Annotated in this window: 20 protein-coding genes; 10 read left to right on the top strand and 10 right to left on the bottom strand. The window is 71.5% G+C overall.

Translation table 11 applies throughout. The features are described from left to right. Positions 1–117: 117 nt before the first annotated feature. Positions 118–3,060 (top strand): FAD-binding and (Fe-S)-binding domain-containing protein, encoded by a 2,943-nt coding sequence (locus OG199_RS40840; RefSeq protein ID WP_405833970.1) that lies wholly within the window; start codon positions 118–120, stop codon positions 3,058–3,060. 146 nt (positions 3,061–3,206) lie between these two features. On the opposite strand, the gene OG199_RS40835 is transcribed toward OG199_RS40840, so the two are convergent. From OG199_RS40835 to OG199_RS40820, 4 genes are all read right to left on the bottom strand, one after another. Next, complete coding sequence (locus OG199_RS40835; protein WP_405833968.1) at positions 3,207–3,572, bottom strand: DUF1707 domain-containing protein; 366 nt, start codon at positions 3,570–3,572, stop codon at positions 3,207–3,209. After that, positions 3,569–4,150, bottom strand: a complete 582-nt coding sequence (locus OG199_RS40830; protein WP_401803253.1) for an ArsR/SmtB family transcription factor — start codon at positions 4,148–4,150, stop codon at positions 3,569–3,571. Before OG199_RS40830 ends, OG199_RS40835 begins: the two co-directional genes overlap by 4 nt. 98 nt (positions 4,151–4,248) lie before the next feature. After that, on the bottom strand, positions 4,249–5,277 hold the full coding sequence (locus OG199_RS40825; RefSeq protein WP_405833965.1) for a serine hydrolase domain-containing protein: 1,029 nt from the start codon (positions 5,275–5,277) through the stop codon (positions 4,249–4,251). Next, positions 5,274–6,113 carry an IclR family transcriptional regulator gene (locus OG199_RS40820; protein WP_405833963.1) on the bottom strand — a complete coding sequence of 280 codons (840 nt, stop codon included), beginning with the start codon at positions 6,111–6,113 and terminating at the stop codon, positions 5,274–5,276. Before OG199_RS40820 ends, OG199_RS40825 begins: the two co-directional genes overlap by 4 nt. Before the next feature lie 54 nt (positions 6,114–6,167). Between OG199_RS40820 and OG199_RS40815 the strand changes: the two genes are divergently transcribed. Genes OG199_RS40815 through OG199_RS40795 form a run of 5 tightly spaced genes read left to right on the top strand, consistent with a single transcriptional unit; the run spans position 6,168 to position 11,296 of the window. Next, positions 6,168–7,739: an ABC transporter substrate-binding protein gene (locus tag OG199_RS40815; RefSeq protein WP_401803261.1), complete on the top strand. Its 1,572-nt coding sequence runs from the start codon at positions 6,168–6,170 to the stop codon at positions 7,737–7,739. Beyond that, on the top strand, positions 7,736–8,743 hold the full coding sequence (locus OG199_RS40810; protein WP_405833961.1) for an ABC transporter permease: 1,008 nt from the start codon (positions 7,736–7,738) through the stop codon (positions 8,741–8,743). The genes OG199_RS40815 and OG199_RS40810 overlap by 4 nt, the downstream gene beginning before the upstream one ends. Next, positions 8,740–9,648 carry an ABC transporter permease gene (locus OG199_RS40805; protein WP_405833959.1) on the top strand — a complete coding sequence of 303 codons (909 nt, stop codon included), beginning with the start codon at positions 8,740–8,742 and terminating at the stop codon, positions 9,646–9,648. The genes OG199_RS40810 and OG199_RS40805 overlap by 4 nt, the downstream gene beginning before the upstream one ends. Further along, positions 9,645–10,487, top strand: coding sequence for an ATP-binding cassette domain-containing protein (locus OG199_RS40800; RefSeq protein ID WP_405833957.1), 843 nt, complete (start codon positions 9,645–9,647; stop codon positions 10,485–10,487). The genes OG199_RS40805 and OG199_RS40800 overlap by 4 nt, the downstream gene beginning before the upstream one ends. Continuing rightward, positions 10,484–11,296 (top strand): ATP-binding cassette domain-containing protein, encoded by an 813-nt coding sequence (locus OG199_RS40795; RefSeq protein WP_356805084.1) that lies wholly within the window; start codon positions 10,484–10,486, stop codon positions 11,294–11,296. Before OG199_RS40800 ends, OG199_RS40795 begins: the two co-directional genes overlap by 4 nt. On the opposite strand, the gene OG199_RS40790 is transcribed toward OG199_RS40795, so the two are convergent. Further along, positions 11,293–12,177 carry an ROK family protein gene (locus tag OG199_RS40790; protein ID WP_356805102.1) on the bottom strand — a complete coding sequence of 295 codons (885 nt, stop codon included), beginning with the start codon at positions 12,175–12,177 and terminating at the stop codon, positions 11,293–11,295. The genes OG199_RS40795 and OG199_RS40790 overlap by 4 nt on opposite strands. A gap of 116 nt (positions 12,178–12,293) precedes the next feature. On the opposite strand from OG199_RS40790, the gene OG199_RS40785 reads away from it, so the two are divergent. Genes OG199_RS40785 through OG199_RS40775 form a run of 3 tightly spaced genes read left to right on the top strand, consistent with a single transcriptional unit; the run spans position 12,294 to position 14,576 of the window. Further along, positions 12,294–13,085, top strand: coding sequence for a creatininase family protein (locus OG199_RS40785; RefSeq protein WP_356805083.1), 792 nt, complete (start codon positions 12,294–12,296; stop codon positions 13,083–13,085). Beyond that, positions 13,072–14,199, top strand: a complete 1,128-nt coding sequence (locus OG199_RS40780; protein WP_405833955.1) for a mandelate racemase/muconate lactonizing enzyme family protein — start codon at positions 13,072–13,074, stop codon at positions 14,197–14,199. The genes OG199_RS40785 and OG199_RS40780 overlap by 14 nt, the downstream gene beginning before the upstream one ends. Then, the gene (locus OG199_RS40775; protein WP_356805079.1) at positions 14,196–14,576 is read left to right on the top strand and encodes a Rid family hydrolase; all 381 of its coding nucleotides are present in this window, start codon (positions 14,196–14,198) and stop codon (positions 14,574–14,576) included. Before OG199_RS40780 ends, OG199_RS40775 begins: the two co-directional genes overlap by 4 nt. A 181-nt stretch (positions 14,577–14,757) precedes the next feature. On the opposite strand, the gene OG199_RS40770 is transcribed toward OG199_RS40775, so the two are convergent. The 5 genes from OG199_RS40770 to OG199_RS40750 all read right to left on the bottom strand — a co-directional run bounded on the left by OG199_RS40770 (position 14,758) and on the right by OG199_RS40750 (position 19,433). Continuing rightward, entirely contained in the window at positions 14,758–15,546 is a 789-nt protein-coding gene (locus tag OG199_RS40770; RefSeq protein ID WP_356805077.1) for an SAM-dependent methyltransferase, read from the bottom strand. 235 nt (positions 15,547–15,781) lie between these two features. Then, positions 15,782–16,558 carry an ABC transporter permease gene (locus OG199_RS40765; protein ID WP_356805075.1) on the bottom strand — a complete coding sequence of 259 codons (777 nt, stop codon included), beginning with the start codon at positions 16,556–16,558 and terminating at the stop codon, positions 15,782–15,784. Next, the gene (locus tag OG199_RS40760) at positions 16,555–17,535 is read right to left on the bottom strand and encodes an ATP-binding cassette domain-containing protein (RefSeq protein ID WP_401803279.1); all 981 of its coding nucleotides are present in this window, start codon (positions 17,533–17,535) and stop codon (positions 16,555–16,557) included. The genes OG199_RS40765 and OG199_RS40760 overlap by 4 nt, the downstream gene beginning before the upstream one ends. A 44-nt stretch (positions 17,536–17,579) precedes the next feature. Continuing rightward, entirely contained in the window at positions 17,580–18,251 is a 672-nt protein-coding gene (locus OG199_RS40755) for a DUF4097 family beta strand repeat-containing protein (RefSeq protein WP_401803282.1), read from the bottom strand. A 324-nt stretch (positions 18,252–18,575) separates the two neighbouring features. After that, positions 18,576–19,433 carry a helix-turn-helix transcriptional regulator gene (locus OG199_RS40750; RefSeq protein WP_356805122.1) on the bottom strand — a complete coding sequence of 286 codons (858 nt, stop codon included), beginning with the start codon at positions 19,431–19,433 and terminating at the stop codon, positions 18,576–18,578. Between the two features lie 86 nt (positions 19,434–19,519). Between OG199_RS40750 and OG199_RS40745 the strand changes: the two genes are divergently transcribed. Then, positions 19,520–20,308, top strand: coding sequence for an SDR family NAD(P)-dependent oxidoreductase (locus tag OG199_RS40745; protein ID WP_405833950.1), 789 nt, complete (start codon positions 19,520–19,522; stop codon positions 20,306–20,308). Positions 20,309–20,433: the final 125 nt, after the last annotated feature.

Here is a 20,433-nt window from a genome sequence, read left to right as displayed (position 1 = left end):
GGCGCGGCGCTCCCGGCCGGCCCGCCGCCTCGCTCGACCGACCGACCCCGGCGTCCCTCCCCTCCCCCGCGGTCCGGCGACCGGCCGTCCCGGACCCGCACACCTCCCGGAGCATCCATGAGCCGCCCCCACTCCGTCCCGACCCCCGCGATCGCCGGTGAACGCCCCTCGGACCTGGCCGCGTTGCTGCGGTCCTGCGTCGACGACCCCCGGCGGGTGACGACCGACCTCCCCCGCCGGGTCGCCGCGGCGCACGACGCGTCGCCGTATCTCTTCGCTCCGCAGGCCGTGGTCCGTGCCGCGTCCGCGGCCGAGGTGGGTGCGTTGATGGCCGGCGCCAGAGCGGCAGGGGTCCCGCTGACCCTGCGCTCCGGTGGGACGAGTCTGGCGGGCCAGGCCGGCGGCGACGGAGTCCTGGTGGACGTGCGCAGCCACTGGCGCAAGGCCGAGGTGCTCGACGACGGTCACCGTGTCCGCCTCCAGCCGGGCCTGACGGTCCGTCAGGCCAATGCCCGGCTCGCCCGGTACGGCAGGCGGCTCGGTCCCGACCCGGCCAGCGAGTCGGCGTGCACGATCGGCGGCCTGGTGGCCAACAACTCCAGCGGCATGAACTGCGGCACCCAGGACAACGCGTACCACACCATGGAGTCCCTGCAGTTCGTGCTGCCCTCGGGCACGGTGATCGACTCCGGGGCACCGGACGCCGACGAGCGACTGCGTGCCAAGGAGCCCGAACTCCACGCCGGACTGCTCCGGTTGCGCGACCGGGTGCGGACCTCACCGCGGGCCCGCGCCACCGTCGAGCGCCTCTTCGCGATGAAGAACACCATGGGCTACGGGCTCAACTCCTTCCTGGACCACACCACTCCGGCCGATCTGCTGGCCCATCTGATGATCGGCAGCGAGGGCACGCTGGGCTTCGTCGGAGAGGCCGTGTTCCGTACGGTCCCGATCCTTCCCCACGCCGCCACCGGCCTGCTGATCCTCCCGGGACTCGCCGAGGCCACCGACGCGCTGCCCGCACTGCTCGCGGCCGGCGCCCGTACGGCGGAACTGCTCGACGCCTCCTCGCTGCGCGTCGCCCAGCTCGACCCGGGCTCCGGCGCGGCACTGCGCGGCCTGCGGGTCGAACACCACGCGGCGCTCCTGGTCGAGTTCGCCGAGGACACCGCGGAGCGGCTGGAGGAGGTGGCCGCCGCGGCCCGGCCGGTGCTGGAGCGCCTGCCCGCGGTGACCGGCACCGCCCTGACCCGCGACCCGAAGGAGCGGGCGCGGCTGTGGCATCTGCGCAAGGGCCTCTACACCGCGGTCGCCGGCGCCCGCCGGCCCGGCACCACCGCCCTGCTGGAGGACATCGCGGTCCCCATGGACCGGCTGACCCGCACCTGCGAGGGCCTCATCGGGCTGTTCGACCGGCACGGTTACGAGGACGCGGTGATCTTCGGGCACGCCCGGGACGGCAACGTGCACTTCATGCTGACCCAGGACTTCGACTCGCGGGCGGAGACCGACCGTTACGCGCGGTTCACCGACGACATGGTCGATCTGGTGCTGGCCGCCGAGGGCACACTGAAGGCGGAGCACGGCACCGGACGTGCCATGGCGCCGTTCGTCCGCCGTCAGTACGGCGACGAACTGTACGACGTCATGCGGGAACTGAAGCGGTTGTGCGATCCGGCGGGCGTGCTGAACCCCGGGGTGCTGCTGGACGACGACCCTGGCGCGCACCTGCGCCGGCTCAAGAGTGTGCCCGCGGTCGACCCGGCGGTGGACGCCTGCGTCGAGTGCGGCTACTGCGAGCCGGTCTGTCCGACCGCGGACGTCACCACCACACCCCGTCAGCGCATCGCCCTCCAGCGGGAGATCGCGCTGGCCGCGGCCGCGGGTGACGACGACCGGCGCCGGGAGCTGGAGGACGACTACGCCTACGCCGCCGTGGACAGCTGCGCCGCCGACAGCCTCTGCGTGACCGCCTGCCCGGTGACCATCGACACCGGAGCGGTGATGAAGCGGCTGCGCGGCGAACGCCACAGCCCCCTCGCGCAGCACGCCGGGCGCGTCGCGGCCCGCCACTGGGCGACCGCGGTCAAGGGCGTACGGATCGGTCTCGGCGCCGCCCACGCGGTGCCCGCCCCGCTGACCGGCGCGGCCACCAAGGTGATGCGACGACTCGGCGCCACCGACCTCGTGCCGGCCTGGAGCCCCGACATCCCCCACGGCGGCGGCCCCCGTCCGGCGGCCCGGCAGGTCCCTGCCGCGCGGGCGGTCTTCTTCGCGGCGTGCATCGGCAGCGTCTTCGCCTCCGAGGACGGAGACGACCCCGGCCATGACGGCTCCCGCCGCGGCGACTCCGGCCGGGACGGCTCCGGCAAACGGGCGAGCGGGTCCGCGGGCGCGTTCCTGCGCCTGTGCGAGCGAGCCGGTGTCGCCGTCGACGTCCCCGAACTGGCGGGGCTGTGCTGCGGCACGCCCTGGCAGTCCAAGGGGTACACCGAGGGCCACCGGGCGATGGCCGCCCGGACGCTGGACGCCCTGTGGACGGCCAGCGACCACGGACGGCTGCCCGTCGTCTGCGACGCCTCCTCCTGCACCCACGGCCTTGGCGAGCTCGCCGCGGCGCTGCCCGAGGCCGAACGGGAGCGGTACGCCGGGCTGCGCTTCGTGGACAGCGTGACCTTCACCGCCGAGACACTGTTGCCGCTGCTGCCCCAGGCGCCACGGCTCGACTCCCTCGCGCTGCACCCGACCTGTTCGACCGTGCACCTGGACATCACCGGTGATCTGCGCACCGTGGCGGAAGCGGTGGCCGGCACCGTGACGGTCCCCGACTCCTGGGGCTGCTGCGCCTTCGCCGGCGACCGGGGGCTGCTCCACCCCGAGGTGACCGCCGGCGCGACGGCCGCCCAGGCCGCCGAGGTCAACGAGCGCGAGCACGACGCGTACGCCTCGTGCAACCGCACCTGCGAGATGGGCATGACCCGCGCCACCGGCCGCCCGTACCGGCACATCCTGCAACTCCTGGACGACGCCCTCGACCGGTCCGAGCGGGCCGCCGGCTGAGCTCGCCGCCGCCCGGCGCGCCCGTCCCCGGGCCGCCGGGCACACGGCGGGGCGGCCGGGGCCATCGCGGCGTTTGTTTCCTGTAGCCGTCCGTCGGCGTCACTCACCGCACGGGGCCGACTCGCGCGCCGGGCCGCGTGCGCGGGTCACGTCTCGTCGCCGCTTCCCAGGGCCCGCGGCGGTGTGCCTCTGCGCCGTGCCGCGCGTCGAGCCATGAGCCAGTAGACGAGCGCCGCGGGCGGTGAGCAGCACAGCAGGACAATGAGCAGGCGGGAGTCGATGACGTCAGCGGGTCGCCCACGCTCTTCCGCCTCACCCGGCAGATCCCTCAAGAGGGCGTCGAGTTGCTCGCGGGTGCGCGCTTCGTAGGCCACGCCCACGCGTTCTACGAGTTCGGGCAGTGTCAACCGGCCGACCGCATAGTGGTGTTGCAGTCGCGCCTCGACCCGGTCGCGCTCGGCGTCCGAGGCACGTACCGGTGCGCTGGGGCGGTGCTCCTCGCTGTCACTCATGACGGCCTCTCAGGCGGGGCTGTGGCGTCGGGGGACGGACGGTCCTGCAGGTCGACGAGCGCGATGACGATCCGTGTCCAGACCCCGGGGGTGTCGCGATCCCCGAACTGGCCGGCGAGGCGCGCGATGTGTCCGCGCAGTTCGGCGAGCGCTTCGTCGGTCAGCCGCAGCGCACCCCGGTGGACGTCGACCTCTCGGCGTCCACCGGCCTGCCGCGACCGGTAGGCGGCGTGGAGGTCGGCCCGGGTGGCGTCCAGCATCGAACCGAGGAACTCGGCCATCTCTTCCGGGCTCGCGGCATCACCGGGGGGTTCTGTGACCGCGGGGGCATAGACCCGCTCGACTTTTCCGCGGGCCAGCGGCCGGTACTCGGCGATCTCGATCAGTCCGGCCTGTTCGAGCCGCCCCAGGTGGTAGTAGAGCCGGTCAGCCGGAAGATCGGCGCGGTCGGCAAGCTCGCGTGCGGACCGCGGCGTCTCCCAGAGCGCCTCCAGGAGCCGGATGCGCAGGGGATCCGCGAGCGCCTTGTGCACACCGTGCCACCGCCGAGGCGACGCGCCGGGTCGCTGTGCGCTCATCACCGGCCCCCGTTCACTGCACCGATCTCCGCTGGTTGTAAAATTTTACAACCTGTAGACCGGCGTGCCTAGTTGGGCGTCCATGAACGCAACGCGCCCTAGCTCAGAGCGTGCGCCGCCGTATGGAAGGCGCGTCGGACGGCCACGATGCCGTCGCCGTCCCTTGACGGGTGCACCCGGTTCGTCAGCAGCACGGCGTAGCGGCCGGCCGCCGGGTCGACCCAGATGCTCGTGCCGGTGAATCCGGTGTGGCCGAACGAGTCGGGGCCGAAGGACGGCCCCACGGGTGACCCGACCGCATCCTGCCCCTGCCAGGCGAGTCCGCGCCGCAGGGCGTGGTCGTCCGTGTGGGCGGCCGTCATCAGTGCGAAGGTCTCCGGGCGCAGGAGTTCGGGTGCCCCGCCCGCCAGGGAGCGGCCGAGCCGTTCCATGTCGGCGAGTGGCGCGAACAGCCCGGCGTGCCCGGCGATTCCGCCCAGGACCACGGCGTTCTCGTCGTGCACCTCGCCCGCCACCACCTGTCCTCGCCAGGGGCAGTCCTCGGTGGCCACGGCCGGTGCCCGGAGTGCGAGGTCCGGGGTGAAGCCGGTCTCCTTCATGCCGAGTGGTGCGCACACCAACCGGTCGACCAGTTCGTCCAGCGGCGCACCGGCCGCGCTCTCGGCGATGAGCCCGAGCAGGATGAAGCCCTGCGAGGAGTATTCGACCCGGGTGCCGGGCTCCGTCCGCAGCGGCAGCAGCCGCAGCGCTTCCAACAGGGTTGTCCGGGTGGGGTGTTCGCGGTAGAGCGGCACCTGACCCGGCAGGCCCGAGGTGTGGGTGAGCAGCTGCGCGACCGTCAGGTCTGCCTTGTCACCGCCCCGGTAGTCCGGCAGATAGGTGCCCACGACGCCGGTGAGATCCAGCGCGCCGCGCTCGACGAGGGCCATCACGGCCAGTCCGACGATCGGTTTCGTCACCGACGCCAGGTCCCACCGTTCGTCGCCTTCGAGGGGTGGGCCGTCCCAGGCGCGGGTGCCGGTCCAGCCCCGATCCAGTGGCCCCGCCGCGGTACCCACGGACCAGGCCGCGCCGGAGTACACCCGCCGGGCTCGCCCCGCGACGAGGATGTCTTCCAGTGTGCTCACGCGAGTTCACCGTCCTCGGCGTCCACGTCGACCACGCGAAACGCGGGCGGGTTGCCGCCCAGACCCGCCGACACCGTACGGGCGGCCGCGCGCACCATCGGGCCGAACATCTCCACACTCTGCTCGTCCAGCGTGAAGGTGAGGCCCGAGATGCCGATGGCGCCCACGACGTGTCCCTCGCCGTCGACCACGGGCGCCGCCACCGACCGTACGTCCAGCTCCTCGTACTCGTCGTCCACGGCGTAACCGACCCCGGCCGCCTCCCGCAGCAGGGTGCGGAGTGCCGCCGGGTCGGTGGGGGTGTGCGGTGTGCGGGCGGCGAGCGGGCCCGCTTCCAACAGGGTGTCCGCCTCGTCGGCCGGCAGGACGGAGAGCATCGCCAGCCCCGTCCCGCTGCTGTGGAGCGGGACGCGGTTACCGGGCCGCGCGTACATCCGGTACTCCCTGGCCGGCTCGGACTGTGCCAGCAGCACCGCGTCGTCGGCGTGGCGCACGGCGTACTGCGCGAGCAGGCCGGTCCGCCGGCGCAGATCGGTGAGCACCGGACGGGCTAGTGCCAGATCCCGGCTGTCGTGCAGTGCGGCGGCGGCCAGACCGAGCAGCCGGGGACCCGCGCGATAGCTGCCGCCCTCCGCCGGCTGTGCGAAGCCGTACTCGGCGAGGGTCCGCAAATGACGGTGGACCGTCGGCTTGGTGAGCCCGGTGCGCCGTGCGATCTCCCCCAACCGGTGCGGGCCGCCTGTCTCGACGAGTGCTTCGAGCACCTCCATTGCCTTGTCGACGGGGCCCTTCGCGGGCTCTGGCTCGCTGGCACGGGTGTTGACCGCTTTCGACATGTCGCTTAGCTTAACGCAACCGCATTCCATCTGACGGAACGGATGTGTTGCTCAATGGAACGTATACGTCAGGAGCGGGCCCCGGACCGCAGCCGCCCGCGCCGCGACGTCCTGCGCCTGGCCGGCCTGGTCCTGCCGGCTCTCGCCGCGCCCCCGCTGCTGGCGGGGTGCGGAGCCGACCCCGCGAGCGGCGCGGGCAACGTCCTACGGGTGTCGCAGCCCGGGGACCCCGTGACCATGGACCCGCAGAAGCAGGGCGACATGGTGTCGATGAACGCCCTGATCAACATGTTCGACACCCTGACCACCCGGGGCCGCGACAACAAGCTGCACCCGCGGCTCGCGCTGTCCTGGACGGCACGCGACGAGCGCACCTGGCGCTTCACCCTGCGCCCCGGTGTGAGGTTCCACAACGGTGAGGTCTGTGACGCCGCGGCGGTGAAGTTCTCCATCGAGCGGTTGCTCGATCCCAGGACCAAGTCACCGATCGTCGAGCTGCGTTACGTGAAGAGCGTCTCGGTCGTCGACCGGCTCACCGTGGACGTCCACACGACGCTGCACGACCCGATCCTGCCGGACAAGCTCTCCCTCTTCGGCGGGGTGGTCGTCCCGCCGCGCTATCTGGCCGAGGCCGGGGACCAGGGGTTCGCCTCCCATCCGGTCGGCACCGGGCCTTTCACCTTCGTCCGCTGGCAGCGTGACCACGAACTGCGCATGCGGGCCTTCCCGCAGCACTGGGCCGGCCGGCCGCATGTCGACGAACTCGTCTTCAGCCCGGCACCCAACGCCTCGTCCTCGCTCGCCGCCCTGCAGAGCGGCGGGGTCGACCTCGTGGCGGGACTCACCCCCGACGCGGCCCAGCAACTCGAGGGCTACACCGGCGTCACCCTGGACGGGTTCAGCGGGATCCGCACCTCGTACCTCTCGCTCAACACGCTGGACAGCGGACCGCTCGGCGACCGCCGGGTGCGACAGGCGCTCAACCACGCGGTCGACGTACCGCTGTTGATCAAAGCGGTCCTCGGCGGCAAGGCACGCGAGGTGCCCGCGATGATCCCACGCGGCGCCTTCGGCTTCGACCCGTCCGTCAAACCGTTCACCCGCTCGGTGCGGACGGCACGCGAACTGCTCGCCGAAGCCGGCTATCCCAACGGCTTCAGCACCACGCTCACGGCCTCCAACATCGACTCCAACGTCGCCGAGGCGCTGTCCGGACTCCTCGCCAAGGCGGGCGTGCGCGCACGGGTCGACCTCCTGGACCCCGGGACGTACTCCAGCCGTCTCACCTCCTCCAACCACGCGGCGCTCGGTCCGATGTACCTCGCCGCGAGCACCATCTGGACGCTGGACGGCGAGAGCATGATCCAGTCGAACGTGCGCAGCGACCGCCGGCAGAGCCGCTGGCACTCCGAGGAGGCGGACCGGCTCGTCGACATCGAGGAACTGTCCGTGGACCCGGCCGAGCGCACCAAGGCCTTCTCCGACCTGCAACGGCTGATGCAGCGGGAAGCGCCGTTCGTCTTCCTCTACCAACTCGACAACATCTACGCCCGCAACCAGAGCCCCCGCTGGAAACCGGGCCCCGCCGGAGTCCTGGCCATGGCGAGCGCGGAGGTCTCCCGATGACCGAACTCTCCCTCCGGCGGCGGCCGGACGCCACCCACGACGGCGGCCCCCGCGTCCGGACCCGCGACCGGGACGCGGTACGGCTGCTGCGCACCGTCCTCGTCCGGCTCGGCACCGCCCTGCTCGTGCTGCTGTGCACGGCGACCGTGTCGTTCTTCCTGGTCCGGCTCTCCGGGGACCCCGTCAAACTGCTGCTCCCGCCGGACGCGACCGCCCAGCAGGAAGCCGTACTCCGGGGCTCCCTGGGCCTGGACCGGCCGCTGTTCACCCAGTACGTCGATTTCCTGTGGGGGCTGCCCCGCCTCAACTTCGGCAACTCCCTCTTCTACAACGAGCCCGTGCGCACCGTGCTCGCCGACCGGCTCCCCGCCACCCTCCAACTCGCGGCGGCCGCACTGGTGGTGACCCTCGTCATCGCGATCCCCGCGGGCATCTTCGCGGCGATGCGACGCGGCCGGGCCTCCGACCGGGGCGTGATGACCATGGTGCTGCTCGGGCAGTCCACCCCACCGTTCTGGGTCGGCATCCTGCTGATCCTGGTCTTCGCCGTCGGCCTGCACGCCCTTCCCGCCTCCGGCTACGGCACGTTCGCCCATCTCGTCCTGCCGGCGATCACCCTCGCGGTCTACTCCGTCGCCGTCGTCGCACGGTTGTTGCGCTCCTCCCTGATCGACGTCCTGTCCTCCGATCACATCCGTACCGCGCGCGCCAAAGGCTTCGGCCCGCTCAAGGTGGTGCTCACCCACGGCCTGCGCAACGCGTCGCTGCCGGTGGTGACCGTGGTCGGTCTGGAGGTCGGCAGTCTGCTGGGCGGCGCGATCCTCACCGAACAGGTCTTCTCCTGGCCCGGCGTCGGACAACTGACGATCGAGGCCATCTCGCACCGCGACTTCCCGCTCGTCCAGGCCACCGTGCTGCTCTTCGCCGCGACCTTCGTCGTGGTGAACCTGCTGGTCGACCTCTCCTACAGCTTCCTCGACCCGAGGGTGAGGACGTCCCGATGACCGCCACACCACCGACCGTCGCCGCACCCGCGGCCGCGGCGGGACGCAGCCCACGCGCCGCCGCCCTGCAGACCCTGCTCCGCAACAGACTCGCCGTGGCCGCACTCGTCGTCCTCGCGATCATGCTGGTCTTCGCGCTCTTCGCACCGCTGATCGCCCCGTACGACCCCAACTCCCAAGACCTGCTCCTGCGGTTGGAACCACCCGCCTGGCAGTCCGGCGGCAGCGGCGCGCACCCGCTCGGCACCGACCAGCTCGGCCGCGACATGCTCTCCCGCGTCATCTACGGCACTCGTGTCTCCCTCCTGGTCGGTGCCGGCGCCGCCCTGCTCGCCGGAGTGATCGGCACCGCGGTCGGCCTCGCCTCCGGCTACTTCGGCGGCTGGCCCGACCGGATCCTCATGCGGCTCGCCGACGTCCAACTGGCCTTCCCCGCCATCCTGCTGGCCCTGGCCATCGTGGGCTTCCTCGGCTCCGGACTCTGGTACGTGATTCTCGTCCTCGGCTTCACCGGCTGGGTGTCCTACGCCCGCGTCGTGCGCTCCGAGGTGATGTCGTTGCGCTCACGCGACTTCATCACCGAGGCACGCGCCATCGGCGTCACCGACGGCGTCATCATGCGGCGCCATCTCCTGCCCAACGTCATGGCTCCGCTCGCCACCATCGCCACCCTGCACGTCGCCGCCGCCATCGTGGCCGAGGCCTCCCTGAGCTACCTCGGACTCGGTGTGCCCAAGGAAACCGTCACCTGGGGCTCGATGCTCGCCGACGGCCAGCTCTACCTCGGCACCTCCTGGTGGGTCGCGGTGTTCCCCGGCATCGCCCTGATGATCACCTCACTAGCCGTCAACATCACCGGCGACGCCCTGCGCGACGTCGCGGACCCGAAGGCATACCGCCGATGACAGACGACCGCGTCACACCCGCCCGCACCACGCCCGTTCCCAGCCCACCCGTCCTCGAAATCGACGACCTGAGCGTCGACTTCCGGCTCGACGCCTCCACCGTGCACGCCGTCCGGGGCGTCAGCCTCCAGGTCGGCGCCGGCGAGACACTCGCCGTCGTGGGCGAGTCCGGCAGCGGCAAGACGGCCACCGCACTGTCCGTGCTGCGCCTCAACCCCGCACCGCCGTGCCGCTACACGGGCGGAGAGATCCGCTTCGAGGGCCGCGACCTGCTCGCCGTGAGCGAGAAGGAACTGTGCGCGATCCGCGGCCACGACATCGCCATGATCTTCCAGGATCCGATGACCAGTCTCGACCCTCTCCAGCGGGTCGGCACCCAGGTCGCCGAGGTGCTGCGACACCACCGTGGTCTCTCCCGCGCCGAGGCCGGAGCGGCGGCGCTCGCCGCACTGGACGAGGTCGGCGTCCCCGACCCCGAACGCCGCTACCGGCAGTACCCGCACGAACTCTCCGGCGGACTGCGCCAGCGCGTGATGATCGCGACGGCACTGGTGGCGCGGCCGCGCGCCCTCATCGCCGACGAGCCGACCACCGCGCTCGACGTCACCGTGCAACGCCAGATCCTGGATCTGCTCGTCGCACTCCAGAGACGACACGGCATGGCCGTCGTACTGATCACCCACGACCTCGGCGTCGTCGCCGAGACGGCCGACCGGGTCGTGGTCATGAACGCGGGCCGGGTCGTGGAGAGCGGTGACGTCATGGACGTCTTCGACCACCCCGCCGAGGACTACACGCGTCGGCTGCTGGACGCGACCCCACGATTGGAGTCGGCATGACGCTGCTCGAACTGGACCACCTCCGCAAGGAGTTCGGCGGCAAGCCGCCGCACGTGGCGGTCGACGACGTGTCCCTGACCGTGGCCGAGGGGCAGACCCTGGCCCTGGTCGGGGAATCGGGCTGCGGCAAGACCACGCTGACCCGGCTGCTCCTGCGGCTGCTGGAGCCGACCGCCGGGAGTGTCCGGTTCGACGGGCAGGATCTCGGAGCCCTCTCGCCGGCCCGACTGCGCGCCGTGCGGCGCCAGATGCAGGTCGTGCTGCAGGACCCGTATTCCAGCATGAACCCGCGTATGCGGATCACCGACATCGTCGCCGAGCCGCTGGTCACCCACGACCCTCAGGCGCGCGGCCGGCGCGGCAGGGCCCGCACCCGCGAACGCGTCGGCGAGCTGCTGGAGTCGGTGGGGCTGCCGGCCGGGATCCAGGACCGCTACCCGCACGAGTTCTCCGGCGGCCAGCGCCAGCGCGTCTCCATCGCCCGCGCCCTCGCGCTCGAACCCCGCCTCGTCGTACTCGACGAACCCACCAGCGCGCTCGACGTGTCCGTCCAGGCACAGGTTCTCGACCTGCTGGCGGAGCTGCAACAGCGCCTCGGTCTGACCTACGTCTTCGTCTCCCACAACCTGGCCGTCGTCCGGCAGGTGGCCGACCGGGTCGCCGTGATGCGGCAGGGCAGGCTGGTGGAGGTCGGCGACGCGGCCGACGTCTTCCGCGATCCGCGGCACCCGTACACCCGGCAGTTGCTGGACGCCGTTCCCCTGCCCGACCCGCGCCGCGCCCGCCGCGCCCGTACGGAGGCGGTCTAGAGGTGGGACAGCACCAGACCGGCGCCGCCCAGCAGGGCGACATCGTCCACGGCCGCCCCGCTCACCACCACCTGCGGCAGCTCGGCGCCGACCGACGCGCCGTCCGAGCGCAGCCGCTCCTCGATGAGGGTGCGGAACCGCTCACCGCCCTCGCGTGCCTCACCGTGCAGCACGAACAACCCGGGCGCGAACAGCTGCTGGACGTTGACCAGACCCAGGGCCACGTTCGCGGCGTACTCCGCGACCGTGCGCCGGGCCGGCTCGTCGTCGCGCTCCACCAGCGCGGCGAGCGACACCCCGTCGCCGAGTCCGGCCGCACGGGCCCGGGCCCGCAGCCAACGGGTGGTGGCCACCGTCTTCCAGCAGCCGCGGCCGCCGCAGGTGCACGTGTCGCCACTGGCCGACACCGTCATGTGGGCGCCGCTGCGGCCACCGGCCGGGGCGAGCACCTCGCCGTCGTACAGGATGCCGACCCCCAGCACCTCCCCGGTCGACACCGACGCGAACGTCCGGCGTCCGCGCCCGGCCCCGAACCAGCGGTCGCCGAGCACCTGCAACCTGGCCCGGTGCTCGACCCGCACCGGCGCACCGGTCAGCGCGCCGAGCCGCGCGGTCAGGGGATAACCGTGCAGCGCCGGCACGTCGTTGACCTCGTTGATCAGGCCGGCACCGGGATCCACCAGCCCGGCGGCCGCCACGCCCACCCCGACCAGGTCGTGCCCGTCGAAGACTCCGGCGGCCAGCGCGAGCGCCGCGTCGATGTCGGCGGGCAGAGCCGTCGCCGCGTCGTACGACGCCTCGGCCCGCCGCACCACTGTGCCGGACATGCTCAGCACGGCCGCCCTGACCCGTCCGGGCACCAGTTCCACCCCACCGAGCATCCGTGGCGAGCGGGGCGCGACCGGCCCCGGCGCCGGCTCGGGAACCAACCGCAACGGAAAACGTTCATGGACCATGCGCCGACTCTGCCACGGCAGGGTTTCAGGGAGATAGCGCTGTGAGAGATCTGACCGAGCTGACCTGGCACGAAGTACGCGAAGCAGGCACGCGCGCGATCGCGCTGCTGCCCATCGGGTCACAGGAACAGCACGCCACCCACCTGCCCATGGGCACCGACACCCTCCTCGCCGAGGCGGTACTCGACCGCGCGGCCGCGCTGCTCACCGAGCATCCGGCCGAGTCAGAGCTGGTCCGGCTGCCCGCCCTGCCGTTCGGCCACAGCCCGCACCACCTGTTCGCAGCCGCCGTCTCCCTGTCCGCCGCGACGCTGGGCGCCGTACTCGACGACGTCCTCGACTCCCTGGTCACCAGCGGATACCGGCGGATCATGGTCGTCAACGGCCATGGCGGCAACGACGAGATCATGCGACTCGCCGTGAAGCGCTTCGCGCTGCGCGCCGACGTCACGGTCGCCGCCTGCTCGTACTGGACGATCACGGCAGGTGACGACGGACCCGACGAGGGCAGGCCCGAGGTCACCCCGGGACACGCCGGCTGGTTCGAGACCTCCCTGATGCTCGCCGCCCACCCCGCCCTCGTCCGCACCCCGGTCGCGCCCCGGGCCCCCGTCGAGCCCCCGCCCCTCTTCGACAATCCGCCGTACCCCGGACTGACCGTGGAGCGCCACGGCGAATGGGCGCGGGTCGGCGGATCGACGGACGACGCCTCCGGCGCCGACGCCGCGTCGGGGCACCGGCTCCTGGACGACAGGGCCCGGGGACTCGCCCGGGCGATCCGCGCGTTCGACGCGGCCACCATCCGAACCGAGGAGAAGAATGAAGATCACTGACGTCGACGTATGGGTGGTCAACCTGCCCCTGCTCAATCCGTTCACCAGCTCGTTCGAGACCAAGACCGGGGAGACCCGCACGGTCGTACGGATCCGCACCGACGACGGTGTCGAGGGCTGGGGCGAGACGATGTGGGGCCGGCCCGTCGCGGCGATCGTCCGCGCGATCGCCGGCGATCTGATCGGCACCAGCCCGTTCGCCCTGGAGAGTTTCCACCGCAAGCAGCACATGGTGCCCTTCTTCCACGGCTATCTCGGATACGCGGCCATCGCCGCACTCGACGTGGCCTGTTGGGACACCATGGGCAAGGCGACCGGACGGTCCGTCACCGACCTGCTGGGCGGACCCGTCCGGGACGAGGTCCCCATCACCGCCCTGGTGACCCGCGCCGACGCACCCGGCGCGAGCGCCGACGCGCTTCCCGGACAACTCGCCGACCACGCGGCGCGCGTGGTCGCCGAAGGCGGGTTCGGCGCCGTCAAACTCAAGGGCAGCACCGACGCGGCGGGCGATGTCGCCATCATGCGGGCGCTGCGCACCGCGCTGCCCGAGGTGAACCTTCGGGTGGACCCCAACGCGGCCTGGTCCGTACCCGATTCGATACGCGCCGGGATCGCCCTCGAGGAGCTGGACCTCGAATACCTGGAGGACCCCTGTGTCGGCATCGACGGCATGAGCCAGGTGAGGGCGAAGGTCCGGATCCCGCTGTGCACCAACATGTGCGTCGTACGGTTCGAGGACTTCGCCCCCGCCATGCGGCTGAACGCGGTCGACGTCATCCACGGCGACGTCTACAAGTGGGGCGGCATCGCCGCCACCAAGGCACTGGCCGCCCACTGCGAGACGTTCGGGCTCGGCATGAACCTGCACAGCGGCGGTGAGCTGGGCATCGCGACGGCCGCGCATCTCGCCGTCGTCTCCAGCACACCCGTGCTCTCCCGCGCGATCGACAGCATGTACTACCTGCACGCCGACGACATCATCGAACCACTGCATCTCGAGAACGGCCGCCTGCGGGTGCCGACGGGTCCCGGCCTGGGGGTGAACGTGGACGAGGAGAAACTGCGCCACTTCGCCGGGGTCAACGAGCGGGAAGGCGACCTGACCGGATGAGGAAGGAAGCGGTTCACACGGGGGACGCGCCCCGGCCGGCCGGGGCGTACAGCCAGGCCGTGGTCGCCGGCGGCTTCCTGTACACGGCCGGCTTCGGTCCCCAGGACCCGCGGACCGGGGCCATGCCCGAGGGCGTGGCGGACCAGACCCGGCAGGTGCTCCGGAACATCCGGGCGGTGCTGGCCGAGCGGGGGCTGAGCCTGGACGACGTCGTCAAGGTGACGGTGCATCTGCAGGAGCTACGGCGGGACTTCGCCGAGTTCGACGCCGCCTACCGGCCGTTCTTCGCCGATCCCTGCCCGGTCCGTACGACGGTCGGCTCGGACCTGATGAACATTCTCGTGGAGATCGACGTGGTGGCCGTCCTCCCTGTCTGACGGCGGCCCCGGAGGGTGGGGACGGGGTGCGGACGGGTGGCCGGGACCGCATGAGGACCCGGCCACCCGTGGACGGAGCGTCAGATCGGCTTCGGATCCGGGCCGTCCCGTCTCCACGACGAACGAACCTCCCGTAGCCCCCGGCCTCGTGGAGGGCGGGGGCGTCAGGGGACGCGGGGCGTCAGCGGACGCGGGCCACCGCGCTGTAGATACCGCTGCCCTCCGCGACGGGCGCCGGGTCCGTCCTGAACCACTCGGGCGCCGTGACCAGTCCGGGATCGACGAGGTCGAGGTCGTCGAAGAAGCGGGCGACCTCCGCGCGGGTACGGAAGCCGAGGCGGATGCCGCCCTTGGCGTACTCGGCGGTCACCATCTCCGCCAGTTCCGGATACAGGTCGGACGAGGCGTGCGACATCACCAGGTAGCTTCCGGACGGCAGGGTGGCGACCAGGTCGCGGACGATGCCGTGCGCGTCCTGCTCGTCGGGGATGAAGTGCATCAGGGCGATCAACGACAGTGCGATCGGGCGCTCGAAGTCCAGTACCGCGCGGGCACGTTCGAGGATCGCCGCCGGCTGCCGCACATCGGCCTGGATGTAGTCCGTAGCCCCTTCGGGACCGCTGGTCAGCAGTGCCTGTGCGTGCCGCAGCACGATCGGGTCGTTGTCGGTGTAGACGACCTTCGCCGTAGGAGTGATCTGCTGGACTATCTGGTGCAGGTTCGGCGCCGTGGGTATGCCGGTGCCGATGTCGAGGAACTGGTCGACGCCCTGAGTGGCGAGCCACCCGGCGGCGCGCTGCATGAACTGCCGGTTCTGCCGGGCCGCGTCGCGTGCTTCCGGCGGCAGCTTCTCACCCACGGCCTCGTCGACGGGGTAATTGTCCTTGCCACCGAGAAGCCAGTCGTAGACACGCGCGGGATGCGCGTTGGAGGTGTCGATCTGCGGTGGCTGGGGGGTGTCGGTCGTCATGACGGGCTCCGGCGCACGAGGGGGATCACGGGTATTGCGCAGCATCGTACTCGGAGATGGCATCACGCCTTTTCCTGACCGGAGTTGGCGCCACGGTGGGCGTGCGGCGACCTCGGCCGTGCGAGCCCGGCAGACGGCGGAGAACGACGCGAGGCGCCGTATTCCGACGGGATGTCGGAGTACGGCGCCTTGGGGTGGAACGGGTCCGCGGGTGAGGTCCGCGTGGTCATGCCGGCTACTTGGGGTCGCGGTCGAACTGTGCCTTCGACCAGCGGTGGCCGAGGACGGTCAGGCCCAGGCACCAGGCGAGGGCGATCCACCAGTTGTTGCCGATCCCCGTACCGAGGAGAAGTCCGCGCAGGGTTTCGATGGCCGGGGTGAAGGGCTGGTACTCGGCGATCGGCTGGAACCAGCCGGGCATGGAGTCCAGGGGGACGAAGGCGCTGGAGATGAGGGGCAGGAGGATCAGCGGCATGGCGTTGTTGCTGGCTGCCTCGGCGTTGGGGCTGCCCATGCCCATGCCGACCGCGATCCAGGTGAACGCCAGGGCGAAGAGAGCGAGCAGCCCGAATGCCGCGAGCCATTCCAGAACGGTGGCGTCCGTGGAGCGGAAGCCCATGGCCACGCCGACCGCGCCGACGAGGACGACACTGATGATCGCCTGCAGCACGCTGCCGACGACGTGTCCGAACAGCACGGACCCGCGGTGGATGGCCATCGTGCGGAAGCGGGCGATGATGCCCTCGTTCATGTCGGTGGCGACGGAGACGGCGGTGCCGACCACCGTGGACCCGATCGTCATCAGCAGGATGCCCGGCACGATGTAGGCGATGTAGGCGGAGCGGCCCGCACCGCCGCTCATGGTGTCGCCGAAGATGTAGACGAAGAGCAGCAACAGCATGACGGGGGTGAGCAGCAGGTTCAGGGTGAGGGAGGGGTAGCGCCGGGCGTGGAGCAGGTTGCGGCGCAGCATCGTGGACGAGTCGCGCACGGCGAGGGAGAAGGAGCTCATCGCAGGGCCTCCTTGGCCTGGTTCGGCTGGTTCGGCTGGTTCGGCACATCGGTGCTGCCGGTCAGGGCGAAGAAGACGTCGTCGAGGTCGGGGGTGTGCACGGTCAGTTCGTCGGCCTCGATGCCGGCGGTGTCCAGCCGGTCGAGGAGGGAGCGCAGTTCGCGCTGGGTGCCGCCGCTGGAGATCTGCAGGGCGAGGGCTTCGTCGTCCCGGGCGGCCTCGCGCAGTGCGAGGGCGGCGGACCGGTAGGCGTCCGGGTCGGTGAAGCGGAGCCGGACGTGTCCGCCGGGGATCAGCCGCTTCAGTTCCTCGGCGGTGCCCTCCGCGGCGACCTTCCCGTCGTGGAGCACCGCGATGCGGTCGGCGAGCTCGTCGGCCTCCTCCAGGTACTGGGTGGTGAGGAAGACCGTGGTGCCGCCGACGACGAGTTCGCGGATGATCTGCCACATGGTGTGCCGCGAGCGCGGGTCCAGGCCGGTGGTCGGCTCGTCCAGGAAGATGATGCGCGGGCCGCCGACCAGGGTCATCGCGATGTCCAGGCGGCGTTTCATGCCGCCGGAGTAGGTGGAGGCCGGCTTCTTCGCCGCCTCCACCAGGTCGAAGCGCTCCAGGAGTTCGGCGGCGGTGCGCCGGCCCTCGGCCTTGGACAGGTGGTGCAGGTCGGCCATGAGGAGCATGTTCTCCTCACCGGTGATCAGACCGTCGACGGCGGAGAACTGACCGGTGACACCGATCACGGCGCGTGCGGCCTGTGCCCGGGAGGCAAGGTCGTGGCCGCCGACGTGGATCTGGCCGGAGTCGGCGTCGGGGGTGATGAGCGTGGAGAGGATCTTGACCGCGGTGGTCTTGCCGGCGCCGTTCGGGCCGAGCAGCGAGAAGACGGTTCCTTCGGGGACCGTCAGGTCGACGCCGTCGAGCACGACCTTGTCACCGTAGGACTTGCGCAACCCGTACGCCGCGATGGCCAGGTTGGTCATGAGGGGACTCCTTCGAAGGCTGCGGGTGGTGAGGTCGCCGTGGGTCAGATGCTGCGGGCGGTGATGTCGCCCTGGGCGGTGGTGGCCTGGATGGTCAGGCCGGGGATGCCGTCGGCGTTCTGGAGTGCGTTGTCGATCCGGCCGTAGCCGGTGCCGGCGTCCAGGGAAGCGGAGACGCCGCGGGCGGCGCCGACCGTGATGTCGCCGGACTCGGTGCGCAGGGTGACGGTGCCGCGGGTGGCTTCGGCGATGTTCAGGTCGCCCTTCTGGGTGCTGATCTCCGCGGGGCCTCCGAGGCGGCCTACGGAGATGTCGCCGGCCATGAGGGTGAGGCGGGCGCCCGCGGTCTCGTCGAGCTTGACCGTGCCCTGGGCACCCTCGAAGGCGACGTCGCCCAGACGTCCCACGCCCCGGAACTCGGCGGCGGCCGCCTTCGCCTCGACGCGGGAGCCGACCGGAAGCTGGACGGTGACCTCGACGGATCCTGAACTGCTCCCGAGGAGCAGGCTCTTCGCCGGTGCCGCTTCGATGCGCAGGACGCCGTCACCGAAGGCGACCCGGACCTGTTCCGCGGCCTTCACGTCGCGGCTCTTGGAAGCGTTCGCGGGGAGGACCTCGACCGTGGTGTCGGCGCGGTCGGCGGCGATGAACCGGATGCGTCCCGCGGGGATGTCGAGGACGGCCGAGACGGGGGCGGGGGTGTCGAACTTCTGCATCGTGCTCTCCTTCTCCTGCATCGCGCGCCCTTCCGGCTCGCGTTTTCCGATGACAGAAACGCTACGTTGCATTTACGGATCCGACAACAGCCTTCTTGCGCGAAATCCCCATCATTGCAGGTAGATGCTCGAAGTTCGTTGCAACCGTCTTGCGGAGAATGCAACGACTCAGACAGAGTTCATTGCAATGGATTGACAGTGAACGCTATGCCGGGACATGGCCGAGTCGACACCTGGCGCTCCACGCCGGCACCTCCCGCTCCACGGCCGGCACCTCCCGCTCCTCAGAAGGAGCGCACCCCAGATCCGGCGCGTGCGGGTCCGTCAGAACGACCTGCTCGCGTCGACGCCCTCGGCTCCCAGGACGTTCAGAAGAGCCAGCGCCTCGGCGTCACGGGATCCGGGCGGCGCGGTGTAGAGCACGAGGTACTGGTCGTGGTCCGTGAGCGCGAGCGAGTCGCAGTCGACGGTGAGCTCCCCGACGACCGCGTGACGGAAGGTCTTCGTGAGCATCGGCGCGGCCTGCACGTCGTGCCGCTCCCAGAGCCGGGCGAACTCGGGACTGCCGTCGCGGAGCTCGTCGACGAGCGTCGTCACCGCGGGATCGGACGGGTACCGGGCGAGGGTGAGCCGGAGCCGCATGACGACGTGATGCCGGAACTCCGCGGCGTCGGAGACCCCGTACAGCGTCGCGCCGGAACGGGCCGGCCCGAGGAATGCCCGGCGCGCGAGATTGCGGTCCTCCGGGGCGAGCTCGGCGAAGTTCTCCATGAGCGCGGCCGCGAGGTCGTTCCACGCGAGCACCTCGAAGACGGCGGAGGTCACGAAAGCGGCCGTCTGCGGCAGCCGCTCGAGGAGCGCGAGGATGCTCGGGCGGACGTCGCGCCGGTGCAGTCCGCTACGGCTCGGAGCGGTGCCCGCGAGGACGTGGAGGTGATCGGACTCGGTGTCCGTGAGCCGCAGCGCGCCTCCGATCCCGGCGAGGACCTCGCCCGACGGCCGCGGCGCCCGGCCCTGCTCCAGCCGGACGTAGTACTCCGTGGAGATGTGCGCGAGAACCGCGACCTCCTCGCGGCGAAGACCCGGTGTCCGGCGTCGCGCGCCGGAGGGGAGGCCCACGTCCTCCGGCCGGAGCCGCTCGCGACGGCTACGGAGAAACGCCCCGAGCTCCTGTTTGTCCATACCCCAAGTCTGCACGCGGCGCGGCGGCGGATCCTGGTACCGCCTGTGCCTGCATCCGTCCGGAAGCCGGCCCGATGCTTGGACCCATGACGAACGACAGCGACAGCGACATCGCACCCATCGGCCTGCTCACCGGCAAGGTGGTGTTCATCACGGGCGCCAGCCGCGGTATCGGGGCGGCCGCCGCCCGCCTCTTCGCACGCGAGGGCGCCGCCGTCGTCCTCGCCGCCCGCAGCACCGAAGCCCTCGAGCGGATCGTCACCGGGATCCAGGCCGAAGGCGGCGTCGCGGATGCCGTGACGGTGGATCTCGCCGACCGTGCGAGCGTCCGCGCGGCGGTCGACCGCGTCGAGGAGCTGCACGGACGGCTCGACGGCGCGTTCAACAACGGCGCGGCGATTCAACAGCCCGGCCCGCTCGACACGACGAGCGACGAGGACATCGAGGAGCAGTTCGCGGTGAACTTCCGTGCGCACTGGACCGCGATGACGGTCGAGGCCGCGCTCATGCGCCGGGGCGGTGGCGGAGCGATCGTCAACACCTCGAGCATCGGCAGCCGCCGCGCGAACCCGGAGCTCCCCGCCTACGGCGCGATGAAGCGCGCGCTGAACAGCATCACCGAGACCGCCGCCGTGACCTGGGGGCGGCAGGGGATCCGCGTGAACGGCATCACCCCCGGCGGCACCGCGACGGAGATGATCGACAAGTGGGAGGCGGCGTCCCCGGGCGTGGTCGAGCGCATCAACGCGAGCATCCCGCTCGGTCGGATGGCCGAGCCGCGCGAGGTCGCCGAGGTGGCCGCGTGGCTGCTCAGCGACCGGGCCTCGATGGTGACCGGCGCGATCGTGCCGGTGGACGGCGGCGCCGGCGCCTGAAGACGGCCACGGGCCGACTGAGGGGCGACGCCGACAAGGCCGACAGGGCCGACAGGGCCGACAGGGCCCAGAAGATCACCGTGCGGGTGACCGCTCAGCACCACGGCTGGAGCGGGTCCCCTCGG

This window comes from Streptomyces sp. NBC_01176 (genome assembly GCF_045039825.1).
In the GTDB taxonomy this organism is placed as follows: Bacteria; Actinomycetota; Actinomycetes; order Streptomycetales; family Streptomycetaceae; genus Streptomyces.
This window is presented reverse-complemented; position numbering and strand designations above follow the sequence as displayed.